This is a genomic window from Kineococcus vitellinus, from assembly GCF_009906315.1.
Lineage (GTDB): Bacteria > Actinomycetota > Actinomycetes > Actinomycetales > Kineococcaceae > Kineococcus > Kineococcus vitellinus.
Window position 1 is genome coordinate 1 of record NZ_JAAALL010000043.1, and the last position, 21,225, is coordinate 21,225.

Annotated in this window: 19 protein-coding genes and 2 riboswitches; of the genes, 3 read left to right on the forward strand and 16 right to left on the reverse strand. The window is 74.3% G+C overall.

Annotation, left to right across the window (positions count from 1 at the left end):
- Positions 1-25: 25 nt before the first annotated feature.
- The gene (gene xylB, locus GTQ99_RS06090) at positions 26-1,453 is read right to left on the reverse strand and encodes a xylulokinase (RefSeq protein WP_166614850.1); all 1,428 of its coding nucleotides are present in this window, start codon (positions 1,451-1,453) and stop codon (positions 26-28) included.
- A gap of 190 nt (positions 1,454-1,643) precedes the next feature.
- Here xylB and GTQ99_RS06095 point away from each other — a divergent pair, with 190 nt between their 5' ends.
- Complete coding sequence (locus tag GTQ99_RS06095) at positions 1,644-1,955, forward strand: DUF3073 domain-containing protein (protein WP_166614851.1); 312 nt, start codon at positions 1,644-1,646, stop codon at positions 1,953-1,955.
- 73 nt (positions 1,956-2,028) lie between these two features.
- Here GTQ99_RS06095 and purM read toward each other — a convergent pair whose 3' ends face one another.
- The 7 genes from purM to GTQ99_RS06130 form a co-directional block, all read right to left on the reverse strand.
- Positions 2,029-3,156: a phosphoribosylformylglycinamidine cyclo-ligase gene (gene purM / locus GTQ99_RS06100; protein WP_166614852.1), complete on the reverse strand. Its 1,128-nt coding sequence runs from the start codon at positions 3,154-3,156 to the stop codon at positions 2,029-2,031.
- Positions 3,153-4,694, reverse strand: a complete 1,542-nt coding sequence (purF, locus tag GTQ99_RS06105; protein ID WP_166614853.1) for an amidophosphoribosyltransferase — start codon at positions 4,692-4,694, stop codon at positions 3,153-3,155. The genes purM and purF overlap by 4 nt, the downstream gene beginning before the upstream one ends.
- 40 nt (positions 4,695-4,734) lie before the next feature.
- Entirely contained in the window at positions 4,735-5,193 is a 459-nt protein-coding gene (locus GTQ99_RS06110; RefSeq protein WP_166614854.1) for a hypothetical protein, read from the reverse strand.
- Positions 5,190-5,582, reverse strand: coding sequence for a sterol carrier family protein (locus tag GTQ99_RS06115; RefSeq protein WP_166614855.1), 393 nt, complete (start codon positions 5,580-5,582; stop codon positions 5,190-5,192). Before GTQ99_RS06115 ends, GTQ99_RS06110 begins: the two co-directional genes overlap by 4 nt.
- Before the next feature lie 35 nt (positions 5,583-5,617).
- Entirely contained in the window at positions 5,618-7,018 is a 1,401-nt protein-coding gene (locus GTQ99_RS06120) for an L-serine ammonia-lyase (protein ID WP_166614866.1), read from the reverse strand.
- A 73-nt stretch (positions 7,019-7,091) separates the two neighbouring features.
- The gene (gene gcvT, locus GTQ99_RS06125) at positions 7,092-8,255 is read right to left on the reverse strand and encodes a glycine cleavage system aminomethyltransferase GcvT (RefSeq protein ID WP_166614856.1); all 1,164 of its coding nucleotides are present in this window, start codon (positions 8,253-8,255) and stop codon (positions 7,092-7,094) included.
- 44 nt (positions 8,256-8,299) lie between these two features.
- Positions 8,300-8,402, reverse strand: a riboswitch (glycine riboswitch).
- Position 8,403: 1 nt separating this feature from the next.
- Positions 8,404-8,494, reverse strand: a riboswitch (glycine riboswitch).
- 136 nt (positions 8,495-8,630) lie between these two features.
- On the reverse strand, positions 8,631-9,644 hold the full coding sequence (locus GTQ99_RS06130; protein ID WP_166614857.1) for a substrate-binding domain-containing protein: 1,014 nt from the start codon (positions 9,642-9,644) through the stop codon (positions 8,631-8,633).
- Positions 9,645-9,807: 163 nt separating this feature from the next.
- Here GTQ99_RS06130 and GTQ99_RS06135 point away from each other — a divergent pair, with 163 nt between their 5' ends.
- Both GTQ99_RS06135 and GTQ99_RS06140 read left to right on the forward strand, forming a co-directional pair.
- On the forward strand, positions 9,808-11,028 hold the full coding sequence (locus tag GTQ99_RS06135) for a Gfo/Idh/MocA family protein (protein WP_166614858.1): 1,221 nt from the start codon (positions 9,808-9,810) through the stop codon (positions 11,026-11,028).
- Between the two features lie 44 nt (positions 11,029-11,072).
- A complete protein-coding gene (locus tag GTQ99_RS06140) occupies positions 11,073-12,071 on the forward strand; it encodes a sugar phosphate isomerase/epimerase family protein (RefSeq protein ID WP_166614859.1) in 999 nt (332 codons plus the stop codon).
- A 107-nt stretch (positions 12,072-12,178) separates the two neighbouring features.
- Here the strand turns inward: GTQ99_RS06140 and GTQ99_RS06145 are convergent, their stop codons facing one another.
- The 8 genes from GTQ99_RS06145 to iolB all read right to left on the reverse strand — a co-directional run bounded on the left by GTQ99_RS06145 (position 12,179) and on the right by iolB (position 21,215).
- A complete protein-coding gene (locus tag GTQ99_RS06145) occupies positions 12,179-13,180 on the reverse strand; it encodes a substrate-binding domain-containing protein (protein WP_166614867.1) in 1,002 nt (333 codons plus the stop codon).
- 106 nt (positions 13,181-13,286) lie between these two features.
- A complete protein-coding gene (locus GTQ99_RS06150) occupies positions 13,287-14,150 on the reverse strand; it encodes a sugar phosphate isomerase/epimerase family protein (protein WP_166614868.1) in 864 nt (287 codons plus the stop codon).
- Between the two features lie 72 nt (positions 14,151-14,222).
- The gene (locus GTQ99_RS06155) at positions 14,223-15,281 is read right to left on the reverse strand and encodes a Gfo/Idh/MocA family protein (RefSeq protein ID WP_166614860.1); all 1,059 of its coding nucleotides are present in this window, start codon (positions 15,279-15,281) and stop codon (positions 14,223-14,225) included.
- Between the two features lie 11 nt (positions 15,282-15,292).
- Positions 15,293-16,135 (reverse strand): ATP-binding cassette domain-containing protein, encoded by an 843-nt coding sequence (locus GTQ99_RS06160; protein WP_166614861.1) that lies wholly within the window; start codon positions 16,133-16,135, stop codon positions 15,293-15,295.
- A complete protein-coding gene (locus GTQ99_RS06165; RefSeq protein ID WP_166614862.1) occupies positions 16,132-17,208 on the reverse strand; it encodes an ABC transporter permease subunit in 1,077 nt (358 codons plus the stop codon). Before GTQ99_RS06165 ends, GTQ99_RS06160 begins: the two co-directional genes overlap by 4 nt.
- A gap of 114 nt (positions 17,209-17,322) precedes the next feature.
- A complete protein-coding gene (locus GTQ99_RS06170; RefSeq protein ID WP_166614863.1) occupies positions 17,323-18,219 on the reverse strand; it encodes a TIM barrel protein in 897 nt (298 codons plus the stop codon).
- 134 nt (positions 18,220-18,353) lie between these two features.
- Positions 18,354-20,279: a 3D-(3,5/4)-trihydroxycyclohexane-1,2-dione acylhydrolase (decyclizing) gene (gene iolD, locus GTQ99_RS06175; protein WP_166614864.1), complete on the reverse strand. Its 1,926-nt coding sequence runs from the start codon at positions 20,277-20,279 to the stop codon at positions 18,354-18,356.
- A gap of 36 nt (positions 20,280-20,315) precedes the next feature.
- The gene (iolB, locus tag GTQ99_RS06180; RefSeq protein ID WP_166614865.1) at positions 20,316-21,215 is read right to left on the reverse strand and encodes a 5-deoxy-glucuronate isomerase; all 900 of its coding nucleotides are present in this window, start codon (positions 21,213-21,215) and stop codon (positions 20,316-20,318) included.
- Positions 21,216-21,225: the final 10 nt, after the last annotated feature.

Below are 21,225 nucleotides of genomic sequence, written 5' to 3' on the forward strand. Positions count from 1 at the left end.
GCGGCGGGACCGCCCGCCGGTCCGGTCAGGGACGGGTCGCCGTGAGGTCGCGCACCTGCGCGTAGCGCTCGCGCACGTGCGGGGTGGGGTCGGCCTCGAAGACCTGCGGTGCGCCCAGCGCCCACTCCGGCGGCGCCTCGCCGCCGGCGAGCACCCAGGCGGCCTGGCGGGCCGCCCCGTCGGCGACGTACTCCCCCGGTGCGGGGACGAGGACGGGGCGGGCGAGGACGGCCGGGGCCAGCCGCCGCACGGCCTCCGAGCGCGCGCCGCCGCCGACCAGCACGACCCGCCCGACGGGGACGCCCTGCTCGACGAGGGCGTCGAGGCCGTCGGCGAGCCCGCACAGCAGGCCCTCCACGGTGGCGCGCGCCAGGTGCGCCGGCGTCGAGGTGGACAGCGTCAGCCCGTGCAGGGCGCCGGTGGCGTCGGGGCGCACGGGGGTGCGCTCGCCCTCCAGGTACGGCACGAGCACCAGGCCGCCGGCCCCGGCCGGCGCCGACAGCGCCAGGCGGGAGAGCTCCTCGTGGTCCACGCCGAGCAGCCGCGCCGCGGAGTCCAGCACCCGGGCGGCGTTGAGGGTGCACACCAGCGGCAGGTAGCGGCCGGTGGCGTCGGCGAACCCGGCGACCAGGCCGCTGGGGTCGGAGGTGGCGACGTCGCTGACGACGCTCACCACGCCCGAGGTGCCGACGGAGACGACGACGTCGCCCACCCGGGCGCCCACGCCCAGGGCGGCGGCCATGTTGTCGCCGGTGCCGGGCCCGAGGAGCGCGCCGCGCGAGAGCGCGCCGGCGCTCTCCCCGGCGGCGGCGCTGGGGGCCAGCACCTCGGGCAGGGCCGGGGTGGCGCCGAAGGCGCGCTCGAGCAGGTCGGTGCGGTACTCCCCGCGCGCGGGCGAGAAGTAGCCGGTGCCGCTGGCGTCGCCGCGGTCGGTGACCAGCCGGGCGCCCGCCGCGGCCCCGCCGGCCAGCCGCCAGGTCAGCCAGTCGTGGGGCAGGCACACGGAGGCGGTGCGCCGCACGGCGTCCGGCTCGTGCTCGGCGATCCAGCGCAGCTTGGTCACCGTCAGCGAGGCGACGAGCACGCTGCCCACCTCCTGCGCCCACGCCCCCGGCCCGCCGAGCTCGTCGGTGAGCGCGTCGGCGGCGGCCGCCGAGCGCCCGTCGTTCCACAGCAGCGCCGGGCGGACGACCTCGCCGGCCTCGTCGAGCAGCACGGAGCCGTGCTGCTGGGCCCCCACCGCGACGGCGTCCACGTCGTCGAGGCCGCCGGCGTCGGCGACGGCCTGCTGCAGGGCGCTCCACCAGTGCTCCGGGTCGACCTCGGTGCCGTCGGGGTGGCTCGCGCGGCCGGTGCGCAGCAGCCGCCCGCTCTCGGCGTCGCGGACGACGACCTTGCACGACTGCGTCGAGGAGTCGACGCCGGCGACGGTGCGGCGGGCGGGGCTGCTCATGGGCACAGCTAACCGCACGGGCGGCGGCCGCGGGCGCGCCCCCGGAGCCCCCTCCGCCGTCCGGGGGCGAGCGCGGCGACCGGGATGCCGGAAGCTCTCGCGAACATGTACCGTTGGGGCACGGAGAGATGACAGCTACTCCGGGGCTCGCCCTGCCTGCCCCGGGCCGACGCGCGAGGGGGTCGACGCCATGGGGCGCGGCCGTCAGAAGGCCAAGCAGACGAAGGTCGCTCGGCAGCTGAAGTACTACAGCCCCGAGACCGACTACAACGCGTTGCAACGCGAGCTGCACGGCCCCGATCCGTACCGCCAGATTGGGCGCCCTGAGCCCCAGCCGGCGCCGGAGACGGACGAGGACGAGGACGGTGACGAGGCGGCCTGGGCCCGGTACTCCGGAGAGGACGACTACGAGGAGTGGGCGTCCAAGCGGCGCGCCGAAGCGTGGGCCCGGTACTCCGGGGAGGACGGCTACGAGGAGTGGGTGTCCAAGCGCCGTGCGTGAGCGGCGTCCCTGAGAGCACCACCTGAGTCCTGACGAGGCATCGCACGAGGCGTGACGTCCCGCCCGCTGCCGTTCACCAGCCCTGGTGACGACCGCGGAGGAGCGTCACGCCTCCTGCGATGCCCTTTCCGTTGCTGGGCCCGTCCCCGGCGCTGCGCTCCCGCACCCGACCGCACACCCACGCCGGGATCCCGGCCTGCTCGGTGCTGCGCACCACCGCGTCCGCCTGCTCGGGGGCGACGACGGCGACCATGCCCACGCCGAGGTTCAGCGTGCGCTCCAGGTCGTCGGCCGGCACCCGCCCCAGGTCGCGCACGAGCGAGAAGACCGCGCCCGGCGTCCACGTCGAGCGGTCGACCTCGGCGGTGAGCGCCTCGGGCAGGCAGCGCGCGAGGTTGGCCGCCAGCCCCCCGCCGGTCACGTGGCTCAGGGCGTGCACGCCACCGCTCGCCAGCGTCGCCAGCACGGGGCGGGCGTAGATGCGGGTGGGGGTGAGCAGCTCCTCGCCGAGGGTGCGCCCGAACTCCGGCACCTCGCGCTCGTAGCCCCACCCGGCGTCGGCGAAGACCCGCCGCACCAGCGAGTAGCCGTTGGAGTGCAGCCCCGAGGAGGCCATCGCCACGAGGACGTCCCCGGCGCGCACGCGCTCGGCGCCCAGCACCTCGTCGGCCTCGACGACACCGGTCACCGCCCCGGCGACGTCGTACTCGTCGGGCCCCAGCAGACCGGGGTGCTCGGCGGTCTCACCGCCGACGAGGGCGACCCCGGCCTCCTCGCAGGCCCGCGCGATGCCCGCGACGATCGCCGCCGTGCGCTCGGGGACGACCCGGCCGCAGGCGATGTAGTCGGTCATGAACAGCGGGGTCGCCCCGACGACGACGATGTCGTCGACGACCATGCCGACGAGGTCGGCGCCGATGGTGCCGTGGGAGTCGAGGGCCTGGGCGACGGCGACCTTCGTGCCGACGCCGTCGGTGCTCGTCGCCAGCAGCGGCCGGCGGTGGTCCTTGAGCGCGGAGGCGTCGTAGAGGCCGGCGAAGCCGCCGAAGCCGCCGACGACCTGCGGGCCCTGGGTGCGCGCGACGGAGGCCTTCATGAGCTCGACGGCGCGGTCGCCCGCGACGGTGTCGACGCCCGCGTCGGCGTAGGTGGTGCCGGGGGCCGACGGGGTGGTGCCGGTGGTGGTGCCGGTGGTGCTCACTGGGAGGCCTGTCCTGCGCTCGTGCGGGAGACGGGGGTGATGGGGATGCGCGGCTTGTCCAGCGAGTGCTCGCCCAGGCGGTCGAGGTCGCCCAGCGGCACGGGGTAGCTGCCCGTGAAGCACGCGGTGCACAGCCGCTCGGTGGGCTGCTCGGTCGCGCTGATCATGCCCTCGGCGGAGATGTAGCCGAGGGAGTCCGCGCCGATGCTGCGGCGGACGTCGTCGACGGACAGGCCGTTGGCGATGAGCTCGGCGCGGCTGGCGAAGTCGATGCCGTAGAAGCACGGCCAGGTCACCGGCGGGGAGGAGATCCGCACGTGGATCTCCGCGGCGCCCGCCTCGCGCAGCATGCGGATGAGGGCGCGCTGGGTGTTGCCCCGCACGATGGAGTCGTCGACGACGACGAGGCGCTTGCCCTGCACGACGTGCTTGAGCGGGTTCAGCTTCAGCCGGATCCCGAGCTGGCGGATGGTCTGGCTGGGCTGGATGAAGGTCCGCCCGACGTAGGCGTTCTTCACCAGGCCCTGCCCGTAGGGGATGCCCGACTCCTCGGCGTAGCCGATGGCGGCGGGGGTGCCCGACTCCGGGGTGGGGATGACGAGGTCGGCCTCGACGGCGTGCTCGCGGGCCAGCGTGCGGCCCATCTCGACGCGGGCCTCCTGCACGACCTTGCCGGCGATGGAGGTGTCCGGGCGCGCCAGGTAGACGTACTCGAAGACGCAGCCCTTCGGCTTCGCCTCCGCGAAGCGGCTGCTGCGCAGGCCGTCGGCGTCGACGGCGATGAGCTCGCCGGGCTCCACCTCGCGCACGAAGCTGGCGCCGCAGATGTCCAGGGCCGCCGTCTCCGAGGCCACGACCCAGCCGCGCTCGAGGCGGCCCAGGACCAGCGGGCGGATGCCCTGCGGGTCGCGGGCGGCGTACAGGGTGTGCTCGTCCATGAAGACGAGGCTGAAGGCGCCCTGGACGTGCGGCAGGACCTCGGCGGCCGTGGCCTCCAGCGTGCGGTCGGGGTCGCCGGCGAAGAGCGCGGTGAGGATCGCGGTGTCGGTGGTGTTGCCCCGGGCGATCTCGCTGGGCGAGGGGCGCCCGCGCAGCACGGGGCGGGGCACGTCCGGCTGGCGCTCGGCCAGCAGCTCGCGCAGCGCGAACTGGTTGGTGAGGTTGCCGTTGTGGGCCAGCGCCACGGTCCCGCCGGCGGTGGCGCCCAGGGTGGGCTGGGCGTTCTGCCAGCCGCCGCCGCCGGTGGTGGAGTAGCGGGCGTGCCCGACGGCGATGTGCCCCTGCAGGGACTCCAGGGCGGCCTCGTCGAAGACCTGCGAGACCAGCCCGGTGTCCTTGAAGACGAGGATCTGCTCGCCGTTGCTGACGGCGATCCCAGCGGCCTCCTGACCCCGGTGCTGCAGGGCGTACAGGCCGTAGAAGGTGAGCTTGGAGACTTCCTCGCCCGGCGCCCAGACCCCGAAGACGCCGCAGGCGTCTTGAGGGCCCTTCTCGCCGGGGAGCAGGTCGTGGTTCAGACGTCCGTCACCGCGGGCCACGTGCCGAGTGTGTCACACACCGGCCGCGCAGCCCGACCGGTCAGCGTCCGCGCGGGCGGCGGCGGCGCGCGGGGCGGGTCCCGGTGCGCCGGTCGGCCAGGACCGCCACCAGCGCGCCGACGAGGGTGCCGACGAGGGCGAAGGAGACGAACAGGTAGCCGAACAGCGCGCGCTGGGAGTACCCGCCGGCGGGGTCGGTGCTCACGGCGACGACCGCGGAGACGAGGAGGGCCAGGACGACGCCGGTGAGGACGAACGCCCGGAAGCGCGGGGCCCGGCGGCGGGTGACCTGCACGAACGCGGTGGTCTCCTCCTCCGCGGCCTCGTCCCCGGCCTCGTCCCCGGCCCGCTCACCGGCCCGCTCACCGGCCCGCTCCGCGGTCCCTGCGCCGGCCTGCTCCGCCGCCCGCTGGGGCGCGGGCTCGGCGGCGCCCCCACCGGGCGTGGCGGCCTCCTGCCGCTCGTCGGCGCGGTGCGGGGTGGGGGACGGCTCGCTCACGGGAGCACGGTACGCGGTGGCACGACGGGCAGCAGGTCGCCGAGGTCGGCGCGGTTGCCGCTGGCGCGCACCCGTCCGGCCGAGCGGGCGTCGGCGAAGGGCAGGCGCCCGGTGGCCAGCAGCACCCAGGTGACGGCGTCGGTCTCCACCACGGCCGGCGGGGTGCCGCGGGTGTGGCGGGGACCCTCCAGCACCTGCACGGCGCCGAAGGGCGGCACCCGCACCTCCACGCTGCCGCCGGGGTGGCGGGCGGCGAGCTCCTCCAGGCAGTGGCGCACGGCCGTCGCGAGCGGGGCGCGCGGCGGCTGCTCCCCCGCGTCGAGCAGGTCCTCGACCGCCCGGACGGCGGCGAGCCCCTCGGCGGGGTCGGTGCGGCGGCGGGGCGGCATCGCACCATGCTCGCAGCCGCGGGCGGGGTGCGCCCTCAGCACTCGGGGACGTTGACCCCGACGCCGGTGCCCGCCCGCGCGCCGGCGCCGACGACGGTGAGGGCCAGCCCGCCCAGCGAGGTCTCCTTGTACTCGGCGCGCATGTGCGCGCCGGTCTGGCGCATGGTCGCGATGGCGGTGTCGAGGCTGACCACGTGGGTGCCGTCGCCGCGCATCGCGGTGCGCGCGGCGTGGATGGCGGTCGTGGCGCCCACGGCGTTGCGCTCGATGCAGGGGATCTGCACGAGCCCGCCGACGGGGTCGCAGGTGAGCCCGAGGTGGTGCTCGACGGCGATCTCGGCGGCGTTCTCGACCTGCTCGGGGGTGCCGCCGAGGACCTCGGCGAGCCCGGCGGCCGCCATCGCGCTCGCCGAGCCGACCTCGCCCTGGCAGCCGACCTCGGCGCCGGAGATGGACCCCGTCTCCTTGAGCACGATGCCGATGCCGCCGGCGGCGAGCAGGAAGCGGACGGTGGCGGCGTCGTCGGCGCCGGGCACGAAGCGGCGGTGGAAGTGCAGGACGGCGGGCACGATCCCGGCGGCGCCGTTGGTGGGGGCGGTCACCACGCGCCCGCCCGCGGCGTTCTCCTCGTTGACGGCGAGCGCGAACAGGCTCACCCAGTCCATGGCCTGCAGCGCGTCGCGGTGCGCGCGCCCCTCCTCGGCGAGCAGCTGGGCGTGCAGCCGGGGCGCACGCCGGCGGACCCCGAGCCCGCCGGGCAGCACCCCGCCGGTGACCAGGCCGTGCTCGACGCAGGCCGCCATGGCCCCGAAGATGCGCAGCAGCCCGGCGTCGACCTCCGCGGCCGGGCGCAGGCTCTCCTCGTTGCGGCGCACCAGGTCGGCCACGCCGAGCCGCTGCTCGCGGCAGTGCGCGAGCAGCTCGGCGCCGGTGCGGAAGCCGAAGGGCAGGCCGGCGCCGGTGCCCACGACGGGCGCGGCCGCGTCGAGGGGGTGCTCGCGCACGAACCCGCCGCCGACGGAGTACGCCGTGCGCTCGGCGAGGAGCGCCCCGCCCGCGTCGCGGGCGGTGAAGACCATCCCGTTGGGGTGCGCGGGCAGGGCCCGGGCGATGAGGCGGACGTCGGCGCCGGGGTCGAAGCGCACCGGGTGGCGCCCCAGCAGCCGCAGCTCGCCGCCGGCGCGCACGCGCTCCAGGAAGGCGGGCACGCCGTCGGGGTCGACGCTCTCCGGGCGCTCGCCGGCCAGGCCGAGGACGACGGCGCGGTCGCTGCCGTGGCCGCGCCCGGTCGCGCCGAGGGAGCCGTGCAGGTCGACGGTGACGGCGGCGGTGCGCTCCAGCAGGCCGCGGGCGGCCAGGTCGGTGGCGAAGGCCAGGGCCGCGCGCATCGGGCCGACGGTGTGCGAGCTGGAGGGGCCGATGCCGATGGAGAACATGTCGAAGACGCTCAGCGGCGCCGCCGGGGTGCTCGCCGGGGTGCTCGCGGAGGCGCCCGCAGGGGCGGCCACGTCAGCGCTGCCGGCGGTAGAAGGGCAGCTCGACGACCTCGACGGGCAGCGCCGTGCCGCGCACGTCCACGGCCAGCGTCGTGCCGACGGCGGAGCGGGCGGCGTCGACGAGCGCCATCGCGATGGGGTGCCCCAGGGTCGGCGACAGGGCGCCGCTGGTGACCTCGCCGACGACCTCGCCGTCCGCGCCGAGCGGGTCGACGACCGCGTACCCGGCGCGCGGGGCGCGCCGGCCCTCGCCGCGCAGGCCGACGAGGACGCGGGCGGGCGGCTGCGCGGCCAGCAGCCGCAGCGCCGCGAGCCCGACGGAGTCCACGTCCTTGTCGAGCTTGACGACCCGGCCCAGCCCCACGGCGTAGGGGTCGGTGGCGGTGGTGAGCTCGTGGCCGTACAGCGGCATGCCCGCCTCCAGGCGCAGCGTGTCGCGGCAGGCGAGACCGGCGGGCACGCCGCCGTGCGCGCGGGCCGCGCCCAGCAGCGCCTCCCAGGCGGGCACGGCGTCGGCGACGGGGACGAAGACCTCGAAGCCGTCCTCACCGGTGTAGCCGGTGCGGGCGAGCAGGACCTCGGTGGAGCCCTGCGCGAGCGCGAGGGTCGCGGGGGTGCTGCGGTAGTAGCCGAGGTCGTCGAGCGCGGCGCCGGCGGGCAGCGTCAGCAGCGGGGCGAGCGCGGCCGCGGCGACGGGGCCCTGCACGGCGACCAGCGCCCAGCGGGCGGTCTCGTCGGCGACGCGCGCGTCGTAGGGGCGGCAGCGGTCCGCGAGCGCGACGACGACGGGCTCGACGTTCGCGGCGTTGGCGACGACGAGGAACTCCTCCTCGCCCAGGCGGTAGGTGACGAGGTCGTCGACGATGCCGCCGGCGTGGTCGACGACCATGCCGTAGGCGGCGCGGCCGACGGCCATCGTCGAGGGCCGGCCGACGAGGGCGGCGTCCAGGGCGCGGCCGGCCTCGGGTCCGCTGACGCGGACCTCGCCCATGTGGGAGAGGTCGAAGACCCCGGCGCTCTCGCGCACGGCGCGGTGCTCGGCGAGGTCGGAGGCGTAGCGCACCGGCATGGACCAGCCGGCGAAGTCGGTGAAGGAGGCGCCGAGGGCTGCGTGCACCTCGGCGAGCGGGCTGGCGAGCGGGGTGGTCCGCGCGGTCGTCTCGGCGGCGGGGGACATGGGGGCTCCTCTCCTCGCGGCCGCCGGGTGCGGCCACGTGCTGGACCCCCTCTGTCAGGTGGACCTGAGAGCTTCACCGCCCGGCGCTGGTGCGCCGCGCGGCTTTCCCCGTCGGTGAGGACGCGGACGTCCTGCTTTCCAGAGCGGCCTGCCCGTGGCGGTACGTGGACCTGAGAGGTTCCGGGGTGGTTGCTCCTTCGGTGCCCGCGCGGAGCGCGGGTCTCTCCCGCCGGGGTTCGCGGCCGTGTGTTCAGTTGTGCGTCGCGCCCTCAGCGTCCCACAGCCGCACGCACCCGAGCCAGCACCGCGCGCGGCCGGGCCCGCGGGAGCGGTCCGCGTCGGCGTCGGAGGTCGCCGGTGCGCTCGAGGTCCGGGTCAGGGCGGAGGTGCCGTGGTCCGGCGCACCACGAGGCGCGGCTCCAGGACCACCTCGGCCCGCTGGACGCGTCCTCCGTCGAGGCGCTCGACGGCCGCGCGCACCGCGCAGCGCGCCTGGTCCACCGGCCCTTGGCTGACGGAGGTGAGCTGCACGTGGCCCAGCTGGGCGAGCGGGCTGTCGTCGTAGCCGACCACCGACAGCCGTCCCGGGACGTCCACGCCCTCGCGCGCCAGCACGTCGAGGAACCCGAGCGCGATCCGGTCGCTGGCGGCCACGACGCCCGTCGTCGACCACCCCGCGGCGAGCAGCTGCCGGGCCGCGCGCACCCCGGCGGACTCCAGGAACTCCCCCTCGACCACCCTCGCGCGCCCGTCGAGGCCGTGGGCGGCGACGGCCCGCCGGAACCCCTCCCGGCGGTCGGCGGCGATGTCCCCGTCACCGCCGCCGACGTGCAGCAGCTCCCGGTGCCCGAGGCCGACGAGGTGGTCGACGGCGAGCCGCACACCCGCGCCGTCGGCGGTCCGCACGACGTCGAGGTCCTCCCCGGCCCGGCCGGTGCGCGAGGTGCGGCGCCCGAGGACCACGACCGGCGTGCGCCGGTCCAGTTCCACGAGCTCGGCGGCCGGCAGCTCGGGCCCCAGCAGCAGCAGGGCCTCGCAGCGGGAGTCCAGCAGCGTCTCGACAGCGGCCCGCTCACCGCGCGTGCGGGTCACCGCCGACAGCACGACCTCGTACCCGGCCTCCTCCGCGGCCGCCTGCAGCTCCTCCACAAGCTCGGCGTGGAAGGCGTTGCGCACCGTCATGGTGATGCCGAGCAGCCGCGTGCGGCGCAGGGCGAGCGCGCTGGCCGCCCGGTCGGCGCGGTAGCCCAGCTCCGCGGCGGCCCGCAGCACGCGCGCGGCCGTCTCGGCGCTGGGGCCCGGTGCGCCGCGCAGGGCCAGCGACACCATCCCCTTGGAGATGCCCGCCCGTGCGGCGACGTCCTTGATGGTCGGCCGGCGATCCGCCACGACTCCTCCTGTCCGGTGCGCGGTCCACTGCGAGCCGCTTGACAGCCCTCAGCCCGGGGCCGATCCTAGCGGAGTCGTTCAAACCGGTTTGATAACCGGCCGGGCCGCACCACCGCAGATGCGCCCCCCCTCCGGAGCGACCACTCCCGAAAGGCTCACGACGATGTCCGCCTCCTCTCCGCCCCGCTCCACCGGGGTCGCCGTCATCGGCGCCGGCATGGCCGGCCGCGCGCACCTCGCGGGCTACCGCAACGCCCCCACGCTGACCGGCGGCGCCTACGGCGAGGACCTCCCGGCGGTCCGCCTGGTCGCCGTCGCCGACGCCCACGCCCCCTTCGCCGAGGCCGCCGCGAGCCGCTACGGCTACGAGCGCGCGGAGACCTCCTGGCAGGCGATCGCGGAGGCCGACGACGTCGACGCCGTCAGCGTCGCGGTCGCCAACCACCTGCACCGCGAGGTCGTCGAGGGCCTGCTGGCGGCCGGCAAGCACGTGCTGTGCGAGAAGCCGCTGGCCCCCAGCGTCGCCGACGCCGAGGCCATGGTCGCCGCGGCCGCGGCCCACCCCGACCTCGTGGCCGCCGTGGGGTTCACCTTCCGCCGCTCCCCCGCGATCAACGCCGTGCGCGAGCAGGTCACCGGCGGCCACCTCGGAGCCGTGCGGCACTTCAACGGCCACTACTGGTGCGACTACGCCGCGAACCCGCAGGCACCCATGAGCTGGCGCTACGAGGGCGGTCGGGGTTCCGGCGCGCTGGCCGACATCGGCAGCCACCTGGTCGACCTCGGCGAGTTCTTCTGCGGGCCGGTGGAGTCGGTGCACGGCACCGTCATGTCGACGGTGACGACGCGCCGCCCCCTGCCGGTCGGCGCGGTCGTCGGGCACGCCATGGCCGAGGTGGGCGAGGAGTTCGGGGACGTCGGGAACGAGGACCTCGCCACCTTCACCGCCACCTTCGCCTCCGGCGCGATCGGCACCTTCTCGGTGTCGCGCACCGCCCACGGCCTGCCCAACGGCCTCGGGTTCGAGGTGTTCTGCAAGAACGGCGCCGCCGCGTTCGACCTCAACCGCACCGGCGAGTTCACCATCGCCGACTCCACCGCCCCCGCCGTGGTCAACGGCCACCGGCAGGTGCTCGTCGGCCCCGCCCACCCGTACGTCGCCGGCGGCCTGCCGATGGACTTCCCCAGCGTCGGCCACGGGCAGAACGACTTCTTCACCTTCCAGTGCCGGGCGTTCCTCAACGAGGTCGCCGGTGGTGCCGGCACCCCGATCGGCGCGCTGCCGGTCGTGCCGCCGATGTCCCACGGCCTGCACAACCTGCGCGTCCTGGACGCGATCACCCGCGCCGCGGACGGGAAGGGCGAGACCGTCCCCGTCGACTGAGCCCGTCGACCGATCCCCGTCGACCGACACCACAGGAGGACACGATGAAGCTCGGCGTCTACGACGCGATCCTGCACGACCGCTCCCTGCCCGAGGCCCTGCAGGTCGTCGCCGACCTCGGCCTGGAGGGCATCGAGCTCAACACCGGCGGCTTCCTGCCGCCGGTGCACGTCCCCACCTTCGACGACGTCCTCACCAGCGACAGCGCCCGCGACGACTTCCTCGGCCTCTTCGAGGGCACCGGGGTCTCGATCGCCGGCCTGAACTGCAACGGCAACCCGCTGCACCCGAACGGGCTCATCGGCGACGCCCACGCCGAGGACGTCCGCCGCTCGATCCGCCTGGCCCACCGCCTCGGCCAGCACCGCGTGGTGACGATGTCCGGCCTGCCCGGCGGCGAGCCGGGCGCCACCCGGCCGAACTGGGTCGTCAACGCCTGGAACTCCGCAGCGCTGGACGTCCTGGAGCACCAGTGGGAGGTCGCCACGCCGTTCTGGCGCGAGGTCGACGCCCTCGCCCGGGACCTGGACGTGAAGGTGGCCCTGGAGCTGCACCCGCAGAACCTGGTCTTCAACCCCGCGGGCATCCGCGAGCTGATCGAGCGCACCGGCGCCACCCACCTCGGCGTGGAGCTGGACGCCTCGCACCTGTTCTGGCAGCAGATGGACCCCGTCGCCGTGGTCCGCGACCTGGGCCCGCTGGTCCTGCACGCCGCGGCCAAGGACGTGCGCATCAACCCCGCCGCAGCCGTCTACGGCGTCCTGGACAACCGCTTCCGGCGCCTGGGCCCTGACGAGGAGCGGACGAACCTCGGTGGGGACGAGTGGGCCAACGAGTGGCCGAAGGAGTCCGCGTGGGACTTCGTCGCCCTCGGCCGCGGGCACGACACCGCGTTCTGGACGGAGTTCCTGCGCGCCCTGCACGAGGTGGACCCCGACATGATCGTCAACATCGAGCACGAAGACGTCTCCCTCGGGCGCGTGGAGGGCCTGCAGGTGGCCGCCGGCGTCCTCAAGGACGCCGCCCGGGCCGCCGGTCTCTGACCCCGTCCCACCCGGTCCGCTGCTCGACGACGAGACGGGGCCGTCCCACCGCGGTGGGACGGCCCCGTCTCGTCGTCACCGGCAGCGTCCGGCGGGAGGACCGCTGCTCAGCGGGTGCCGGCCTGCGCGTACTCGTAGACGCTCTCGATGTTCGTCGAGTCGACGAACGCCGGGCCGGTCAGCGTCGCGCTGCCACCGCCGACGGTGTTGCCGTTGTTGAGGTAGAGCCAGAGCGCGTCGATCGCCTCGTAGCCCTGCAGGTACGGCTGCTGGTCGATGGCCCACTCGACCTGCTTGTCCCTGATCGCGCCGACGAGGTCGGCGTTGGTGTCGAAGGTGACCAGCTTGGCGGAGCTGCCGGCCTCCTCGATCGAGTTCACGACGCCGAGCGCGAACGGGGCGCCGAGTGTGAGGACGGTGTCGATGCTCGGATCCTGCTGCAGCTTGGCGGTGATGGTGGACTGCACCGACGACATGTCGGTGCCGGTGACGTAGATGTTCTCCACGGCGCCACCGGCCAGGCCGTTCTTGACGCCGTTGCAGCGGGCCTCCAGCTGCACCTGCCCCTGCTCCTGCAGGACGCACAGGACCTTCTTGGAGCCCTCCTGCGCCAGGCGCGCCCCCGCGGCGTTGCCGGCGATGTCCTCGTTCTGGCCGAAGTAGCCGATGAAGCCGAGCTCCTGCCAGTCGTCGAAGCCGGCGTTGAAGCCGACGACCGGGATGCCCGCAGCCCGGGCGTTCTCCAAGGCACCGGAGAGCGCGTCGGCGTTCGGCATGCTGACGGCGATCGCGTCGACCTCCTGGTCGACCGCGTTCTGCACGAGCGTGGCCTGGTTGCCGGCGTTGTTGTCGGCGGCATAGGTGTACTCGATGTTGTCCTTCGCCGCGGCCGCGTCGGCGCCCTTGCGGATGATGTCGAAGAAGGTGTCGCCCTCGGGGGCGTGCGTGATCATCGCCACCTTGAACGCCGGGGTGTCGGCGACGGCTCCCCCGCCCTCGCCGGCGCCGTCGTCCTCGGGTGCACCGCCGGAGCTGCTGCACCCCGCCAGACCGAGCACGATCGCACCGAACAGGGCTGCGGTGACCCGGAGGCGTCCGCGGTTCTTCATCATGTCTGTTCCCATCCTCGTCGACAGGTGCTGCCCTTCGCGGGCAGCCAGGGGGTCGGCCTGCGCCGCGGGCTGGACCGCCCGCGGCGCCGGTGGTGCGAGCGCGTCAGCTCCGCTTCCAGCGGTCGACGTGCTCCTGGATCCTCTTGCGCATCAGGCGACTGGACTCCTCCGCCTTCTCCTCCCAGGCGAAGACGCTGGAGCACAGCGCGCCGGAGAACCCGACCTCCTCCAGCGCGGCGAAGATGCCGTCGAAGTCCACCTCCCCTTCACCGATGTTCAGGTGCTGGTGGATTCGGGCGGTGGAGCCCGGCGGGTTGACGATGTACCGCAGCCCGCTGGAGGCGCGGGGGTCGAACGTGTCGGCCACGTGGACGTGGCGGACCAGGTCTCCCGCGTACCGGATGATCGCCGGGCCGTCACCTCCCTGGTGGAAGGTGTGGGGGGTGCAGTACACGAAGCCGACGCAGGGCCGGTCGATCCCCCGCACCAGGTCCACGGCCCGGAAGCCGTCCTCGACGAAGTCGTCCGGGTGCGGTTCCAGCCGCAGCTCGACGCCCTCGGACTCGAGAACGGGCAGCAGCTCCTCCAGAGAGTCGAAGAACCGCGCCTCGCTGGCCTCGGGCAGCTCCGGGCGCCCGTTGAACTCGCTCTGCACCACCGGGACGCCCAGCTCGGTCGTCACGGCCAGGATGCGCTTGATGTTGCGCACCGCCTGCTTGCGCTCGTCCTCGCCGGGGCCGGACCAGCGCTGCACGAACTGGGTCGAGCAGACGCCGACGCCGGCGGACTCGAGGGCCTTGCGGAAGCGCCGGACGGTGGCCAGGTCCACGCGCGGGTGGCGGAAGAACGGGATGAAGTCCTCCCGCGGCGACAGCTCGATCCACTCGTAGCCCAGGTCGGCGACCAGGGCGGGCAGCTCCAGCAGCGGGACGTCGCGGAACATGTACGTGTCGAGCGCGATCTGCAGCCGCTCGTTGCGGGGCGTCGTGGTGGAGCTGAACCCCGGGGCGAGCGTCGTCTCGGTCATCGTCTCCTCCTCTCAGACCCGCGCGCCGAGGTCGATCTCGACGCGATCGCCCGTCTTGAGCGACTCCACTCCGGCAGCGCACACGGCGGCCGCCGCGTAGCCGTCCCACACACCAGGTCCGTCGACGTTGACGCCGGCACGCACGGCGTCCACCCAGCGCTGGAACTCCAGGTCGTAGGCGGCGCCGAAGCGCTCCTTGAAGTCCCGGGGGATCCGGCCGCCCCAGCCGGACGCCGACTGGCTGACAGCGCCCTCGGGCAGGCCGATCCGGACCTGGCCCCGCTCGGCGACGAGCTCCGTGCGGACCTCGTAGCCGAAGGTGGTGTTGACGAAGATCTCCACGTCGACGATCGTGCCGCTCTCGGTCTCCATGACGACGAACTGCGGGTCCAGCAGACCCTCCGGAGCGCTGGAGGTCGAGCGCGGCGCGAGCACCCGGATGGCCGTGATCTCCTCGCCGGTCAGGAAGCGGACGATGTCGACCTCGTGCACGACCGAGTCGAGCATGAGCATCTCGGAGGAGAAGTTGGGCGGCGTGGTGGCGTTGCGGTGCGCGCAGTGCAGGAAGAGCGGCTTGCCGTACTCCCCCGAGGCGATCAGCTCCCGCAGCTGCAGGTACCCCGCGTCGAAGCGCCGCATGAAGCCCACCTGCACCAGCCGGCGGCCGAGCGCGGCTTCCGCCTCGACGACGCGCCGGGAGCTCTCGGGCGAGGTCGTGAGCGGCTTCTCGCACAGGACCGGCTTGCCCGCCCGGAGGGCCGTGAGCACCAGGTCCTCGTGGGTGAAGCCCGGGGTGGCGATGACCAGGGCGTCGACCTCGCCGTCGGTGATGGCCAGCGAGGGGTCGTGGATCGCCCGGACCCCGAACTCCGCGGCCACGGCGTCGGTGCGCGCCACGTCGACGTCGCTCACCGCCACCAGTTCCGCGCCCTTGGTCAGTCGCGCCAGCCGGCGGGCGTGGTCCTGCCCCATCATCCCGACCCCGAGCACCGCGACGCGCACGTCCCGGTCGTAGCCCTGGCGGGCGGTGTGCTCGGCGGTCGCGGTCGATGCGCTGGTGGCCGTGCTCATGGCGGGGCCCTTCACCCTTCGGTCGTTCGGGAGCCGGCCGCGGCGGCGGTCGGGCCGGTGCTGCTGCTGACGCTGCTGAGCTCGTGGCTGAGGGCCTCGAGCTCGGCGCCGCCGGCCATCTCGTTGGTGAGGCGGTCGAGCGTGATGTCCGCCCGCGCCGAGTCCAGGGAGACCCGGCCGCGGTTGAGGATCACGAAGTGGTTGCCCACCAGGTAGGCGTGGTGGGGGTTGTGGGTGATGAAGATGACGCCGAGACCCGCGTCGCGGGCCTTGGCGACGTACTTGAGCACGACCCCGGACTGCTTGACGCCCAGGGCGGCTGTCGGCTCGTCGAGGATGAGCACCTTGGCCCCGAAGTAGATGGCCCGGGCGATCGCGATGCACTGGCGCTGGCCCCCGGACAGGGCCCCGACGGAGCGGTCGAGGTCGGGCACCGAGATGCCCATCTTGGCCAGCTCCTGACCGGTGACCTCCATCATGCGCGCGACGTCGAGGCGGCGGAAGGGCCCGAAGCCCTTGCGGACCTCCTGGCCCAGGAAGAAGTTGCGCCAGATCGACATCAGCGGGACGAGGGCCAGATCCTGGTAGACGGTGGCGATGCCGCGGCCCAGCGAGTCGCGCGGGGAGGTGAAGTGCACGTCCTCGCCGTTGACGACCATCGTGCCCTCGCTGTGCTGGTGCAGCCCGGCGATGATCTTGATGAGCGTCGACTTGCCGGCGCCGTTGTCGCCGAGCACGCAGGTGATCTCGCCCTGGCGCACCGCCAGGCTCACCCCGCGCAGGGCGTGCACGTTGCCGTAGGACTTGCCGACGTCGGTCAGCGACAGGATCTCGGTGTTCGGGTTCTCGCTCACTTCTTGGCCGCCTGGTTCTTCACGACGAGGTTGACGATGGTGGCGATCACGAGCATCGCGCCGAGGAAGAGCTTGTTCCAGTCCGCGCTCCAGCCGGCGTAGACGACGCCCTGGGTGACGATGGCGTAGATGAACGCGCCGATCGCCGCACCGATCGCCGAGCCGTAGCCGCCGGTCATGAGGCACCCGCCGACGACGGCGGCGACGATGTAGAGCAGCTCGTTACCGATGCCTTCACCGGACTGCACCGTGTTGAAGTTGAAGAGCAGGTGCATGCCCACCAGCCAGCCGGTGAAGCCGACCGCCATGAACAACCCGATCTTGACCGCCTTGACGGGGACGCCGACCGCCCGCGCCGCGGCGGGGTCGCCGCCGACGGCGAAGATCCAGTTGCCGACCCGGGTGCGCAGCAGCAGCCAGGTCGCCACGGCCACCAGCGCGATCCAGTAGATGACGGTGATGCGCAGGTTGAACGGCCCGACGCCGACCGAAGAGGCGAAGACGCTGCGGGCGGACTCGAAGCCGTCCATGTCGGCGATGCGCGGGGAGGACACGCCGCCGGAGAGCACCTTGGTGACGCCGAGGTTGAGGCCGGTGAGCATGAAGAAGGAGCCCAGGGTGATGATGAAGCTCGGCAGGCCGGTGCGGATGAACAGCCAGCCGTTGAAGGCCCCGATGGCCAGCGCCGCCACGAGCGCGAGCAGGACGCCGACCCAGATGTTCAGGCGCAGCTGGTAGGCCGTGGTCGCCGCGGTCAGCGCCGCGGTGGTCACCGCGACGCCCGCCGACAGGTCGAACTCACCGCCGATCATGAGCAGGGCCACCGCGACCGCCATGATGCCGATGGTGCTGCTGGTGTACAGGACGGTCGAGAAGCTCGCTCCGCTGCGCAGCGTCGGCGCCACGACCAGGAACAGGACCAGCAGTCCCAGCGCACCGATCAGCGAGCCGATCTCCGGTCGCGAGAAGAGGGAGGACAGCAGGGACCGCTTGCCGACGCGGTCGTCCCCGGAGACCGCCGGGGTGCCGGCGTGGGTCGCGGGAGGTGTGGGGGTGCTCTGGACCTGGCTCACCGGAGCACCTCGCGGTCCCGGGTGCGGCGAATCTCCATCGATCCGTTCCTCTCTGTCCGGACGGGCCGTCCGGCCCGTGCGCTTCGGCTCGTTGCGGATCCCGCGGGAGCGGGGTCAGGCCTGCGGCAGCCGGCAGGAGCGCAGGTAGGAGGAGGTGCGCCGAGCGATGGGCAGCGGCACCTCGGGCGCGACGGGGTAGAGGTCCTGCTCGACGATCGCGAAGACGTCGCGGCCCAGGCCCTCCAGCGCCTGGAGGACCTCCGGCATCGCCGGGACGCCCTGCGGCGGCTCGACCATGGCCCCGAGCTTGACCGCGTCACCGAAGCCGAGGTCCTCGGCCTTCACCTTCGCCACCACCTGGGGGTCGACCTGCTTGAGGTGGGCGTAGGCGATGCGGTCGGGGTACCTGCGGATGATCTCCAGGTTGTCCCCGCCGGAGTAGCTGACGTGACCGGTGTCCAGGCACAGCTTCACCGCGTCGGGGTCGGTCATCGCCAGGAACCGCTCGATCTCGTCCTGGGTGTCGACGTGGGTGTCGGCGTGCGAGTGGAAGGCCATCTGCAGGCCGTACTCGTCCTGGATCGCCGCGCCCAGGCGGTCCATGCCGGAGGCCAGCCGCCGCCAGCCCTCGTCGTCGAGCGTGCGCGGCTCCAGCGCCTCGCCGGTGGTGTCGCTGCGCCACTGGCCGGGGATGACGACGAGGTGGGTGCCGCCGACGGCCCGCGTCAGCGCCGCCACCTGCTCGACCTGCGCCCAGGCCTCGTCGTAGTGGTCCGGGCGGTGCAGAGCCGCGAAGATCGTGCCGGCGGACACCTTCAGCGAGCGTGCGGCCAGCTCCTCGGACAGCCGGTGCGCGTCGGTGGGCAGGTAGCCGTGGGGGCCCAGCTCGATCCACTCGTAGCCGGCCTCGACGACCTCGTCGAGGAAGCGGGCCCACGGGGTCTGCAGCGGGTCGTCGGCGAACCAGACGCCCCAGGAGTCGGGTGCGGTCCCGATGGTGATGCGGCTCACTGAGCTGCCCTCCACGTCGTCGTGCGCCCGCGGCGGAGCGGGCAGGGGAACTGTCGCGCGCACCGGCGCGACCTGTCAAGCGTTTGTCCAGACATATTGACGTGGACCGCTCCCGTCCGGAGCGGTCCGGAGGCTCACAGGAGCGGGCGCTGGCGCGCCTTCTGCCGCTCGTACTCGACCCGTGCGCTCTGCGTGGACCCCAGGTGCGAGACCTGCGAGACCGGGACGTCCCACCAGGCGCCGCCGTCGGGCGCCTCGGAGTGCAGGTCGGTCTCCACGTGCACGAGGGTCGACTCCGGCGAGGCCTTGGCGTCGCGCAGCGCCGCCACGAGCTCCTCGCGGGTGTGCGCGCGCAGCACCCGCACGCCGAGGCTCTCGGCGTTCGCGGCCAGGTCCACCGGCAGCTTCTCCCCCGCCAGGTGCCCCTCCTCGTCGCGGTAGCGGTACCTCGTGCCGTAGCGCTGGGAACCCCGCGACTCGCTGAGCGCGCCGATGGAGGCGAACCCGTGGTTCTGCAGCAGCACCACGACCACCTTCACGTGCTCCTGCACCGCCGTCACCAGCTCGGTGGGCATCATGAGGTACGAGCCGTCCCCGACGGTGATGAACACGTCCCGGTCCGGTGCGGCCATCCGCACGCCGATGCCGCCGGGGATCTCGTAGCCCATGCAGGAGTAGCCGTACTCCACGTGGTAGCCCTTGCGCTCGCGGGTGCGCCACATGCAGTGCAGGTCACCGGGCAGGGAACCGGCCGCGCACACGACGACGTCGCGGGCGTCGGCGACCTCGTCGACCGCGCCGAGGACCTCCGCCTGCGCCAGCACGCCCTCGCGCTCGCCCAGCCCGGAGCGGTAGTAGCTCTCCACGACGGCGTCCCACTCCCGGTTCAGCCGGGCCGCGCGCTCGCGGTAGGCGTCCGGGGTGGAGAAGCCCGCCAGCGCGGTGGTCAGCGCCTCCAGCGCCTCGCGGGCGTCGGCCAGCACCGGCAGGCCGGCGTGCTTGACGGCGTCCAGCGCGGCGACGTTGACGTTGACGAACCGCACGCCGGGGTTCTGGAAGGCGGTGCGCGAGGCCGTGGTGAAGTCGGAGTAGCGGGTGCCGACGCCGATGACGAGGTCGGCCTCGGCGGCGATCTCGTTGGCCGCCGTGGTGCCCGTGGAGCCGATGGCGCCCAGGCACAGCGGGTGGTCGTAGGGCAGCGTGCCCTTGCCGGCCTGCGTCTGCCCCACGGGGATGCCGGTGGCCTCCACGAAGGTGCGCAGCGCGTCGTCGGCCTCGGAGTAGGTGACGCCGCCACCGGCGACGACCAGGGGCGTCTTCGCCGAGCGCACGAGGTCCGCGACCTCCTGCACGAGCGCCTTCTCCGGCACGGGCCGCGCGATGCGCCAGGTGCGCTCGCGGAACAGCTCGGCGGGCCAGTCGAAGGCCTCCGCCTGCACGTCCTGCGGCAGGCAGAGCGTGGCCGCCCCGGTCTGCGCGGGGTCGGTGAGCACCCGCATCGCCCCCAGCAGCGCCGCGGGCAGCTGCTCGGGGCGCCAGACGCGGTCGAAGAAGCGCGACAGCGGCCGGAAGGCGTCGTTGACGGAGACGTCGTAGCCGGTGTCGGCCTCCAGCTCCTGCAGCACCGGGGAGGCCGCGCGGGTGGCGAAGACGTCGCTGGCCAGCAGCAGCACCGGGATGCGGTTGACGGTCGCCAGCGCCGCGCCGGTGAGCATGTTCGTCGAGCCCGGCCCGATGGAGGCCGTCACGGCCATCGCCTGCAGCCGGTCCTTCTGCCGCGCGTACCCGACGGCGGTGTGCACCATCGCCTGCTCGTTGCGGCCGGTGGTGTACGGCACCTGCGCCGGCGCCTTCCAGCCGTCGCCGGCGTCGGCCTCCAGCTCGGCCTCCAGCAGGGCCTGCCCCACCCCGGCGACGTTGCCGTGGCCGAAGATGCCGAGGACGCCGCCGAAGAACTGCCGGCGGATCCCGTCGCGCTCGCTGAACTGGCTGCTGAGGAACCGGACAACCGCCTGCGCGACGGTCAGCCGGACGGTGCCGCTGGGGGTTTCGGTGCTCATGGCGATCGGCTCCGATCGGGTCGTGTCCACAGTGGTTCAGGCGCCGGCCGGCGCCGCGTAGAAGGGCAGCCGGGGGTCGACCGGCTGGTCCTGCCAGGTCGCGCGGACCCAGCCGTGGGCGGGGTCGTCGCAGATCCGCCAGGCCCGCTCGTCCGCCGGGCCCGCCATGACGTTGAGGTAGTACATGTCGTGCGAGGGGGAGGCGATGGAGGGACCGTGCCAGCCGTGCGGGACGAGGACGACGTCCCCGGAGCGCACCTCCGCCAGCACGTCGACCGGGCGGTCGGCCTCGCCGTAGACGCGCTGGTAGCCCAGCCCCGGCTCGGTGCCGAGCGTCCCGGCCGGCGCCTGCGAGCGGAACGCGAAGTAGTAGACCTCCTCCAGCTCGCTCTCCAGCTCGCTGGTGCGGTCGTGGCGGTGCGGCGGGTAGGAGGACCAGTTCGCGGCCGGGGTGAGCACCTCGCAGGCGATGAGCTTGTCCGTCTCGAAGGCGTCCGGGGTGGCGAAGTTGTTGACCTGCCGGCTGCACTGCCCGGCCCCGCGCAGCTCCACGGGCACGTCCGCGGCGGCGCCGTAGCGGAAGGGCAGGCGGCGCGTCGCCCGTGCGCCCGGGAACGAGAACACGCCGCCTGCGGCACTGGAGATCGTCAGCTCGCTGTCGCGCCCCACGTAGGCGAAGTCGCTGACGCCCTCGAAGACGCTGCGCCGGCCGGCCAGCTCCAGCACCCGCCCGTCGACCTCGACGCGCGCCGAGCCCGACAGCGGCAGGACGAGCAGCTCCTCCTCGCCGGTGGCGAAGCGGTGCGAGCCGCCCGCCGGCAGGGTCAGCGTGCGCAGGCTGGAGAACCCCCAGCCGGCCGACTCGGGGGTCACCACGAGGTCGAAGCCGTCGCGGGCGGCGCTGCCGCTGGGCAGGTGCAGGCGGGGGGCGGGCACGGTGCGGGTC

Coding starts and splice junctions, on each gene's coding strand:
- xylB (WP_166614850.1), bottom strand. CDS start 1,453: ATGAGCAGCCCCGCCCGCCGCACCGTCGCCGGCGTCGACTCCTCGACG.
- GTQ99_RS06095 (WP_166614851.1), top strand. CDS start 1,644: ATGGGGCGCGGCCGTCAGAAGGCCAAGCAGACGAAGGTCGCTCGGCAG.
- GTQ99_RS06115 (WP_166614855.1), bottom strand. CDS start 5,582: ATGCCGCCCCGCCGCCGCACCGACCCCGCCGAGGGGCTCGCCGCCGTC.
- GTQ99_RS06120 (WP_166614866.1), bottom strand. CDS start 7,018: ATGTTCTCCATCGGCATCGGCCCCTCCAGCTCGCACACCGTCGGCCCG.
- gcvT (WP_166614856.1), bottom strand. CDS start 8,255: ATGTCCCCCGCCGCCGAGACGACCGCGCGGACCACCCCGCTCGCCAGC.
- GTQ99_RS06135 (WP_166614858.1), top strand. CDS start 9,808: ATGTCCGCCTCCTCTCCGCCCCGCTCCACCGGGGTCGCCGTCATCGGC.
- GTQ99_RS06140 (WP_166614859.1), top strand. CDS start 11,073: ATGAAGCTCGGCGTCTACGACGCGATCCTGCACGACCGCTCCCTGCCC.
- GTQ99_RS06145 (WP_166614867.1), bottom strand. CDS start 13,180: ATGAAGAACCGCGGACGCCTCCGGGTCACCGCAGCCCTGTTCGGTGCG.
- GTQ99_RS06155 (WP_166614860.1), bottom strand. CDS start 15,281: ATGAGCACGGCCACCAGCGCATCGACCGCGACCGCCGAGCACACCGCC.
- iolD (WP_166614864.1), bottom strand. CDS start 20,279: ATGAGCACCGAAACCCCCAGCGGCACCGTCCGGCTGACCGTCGCGCAG.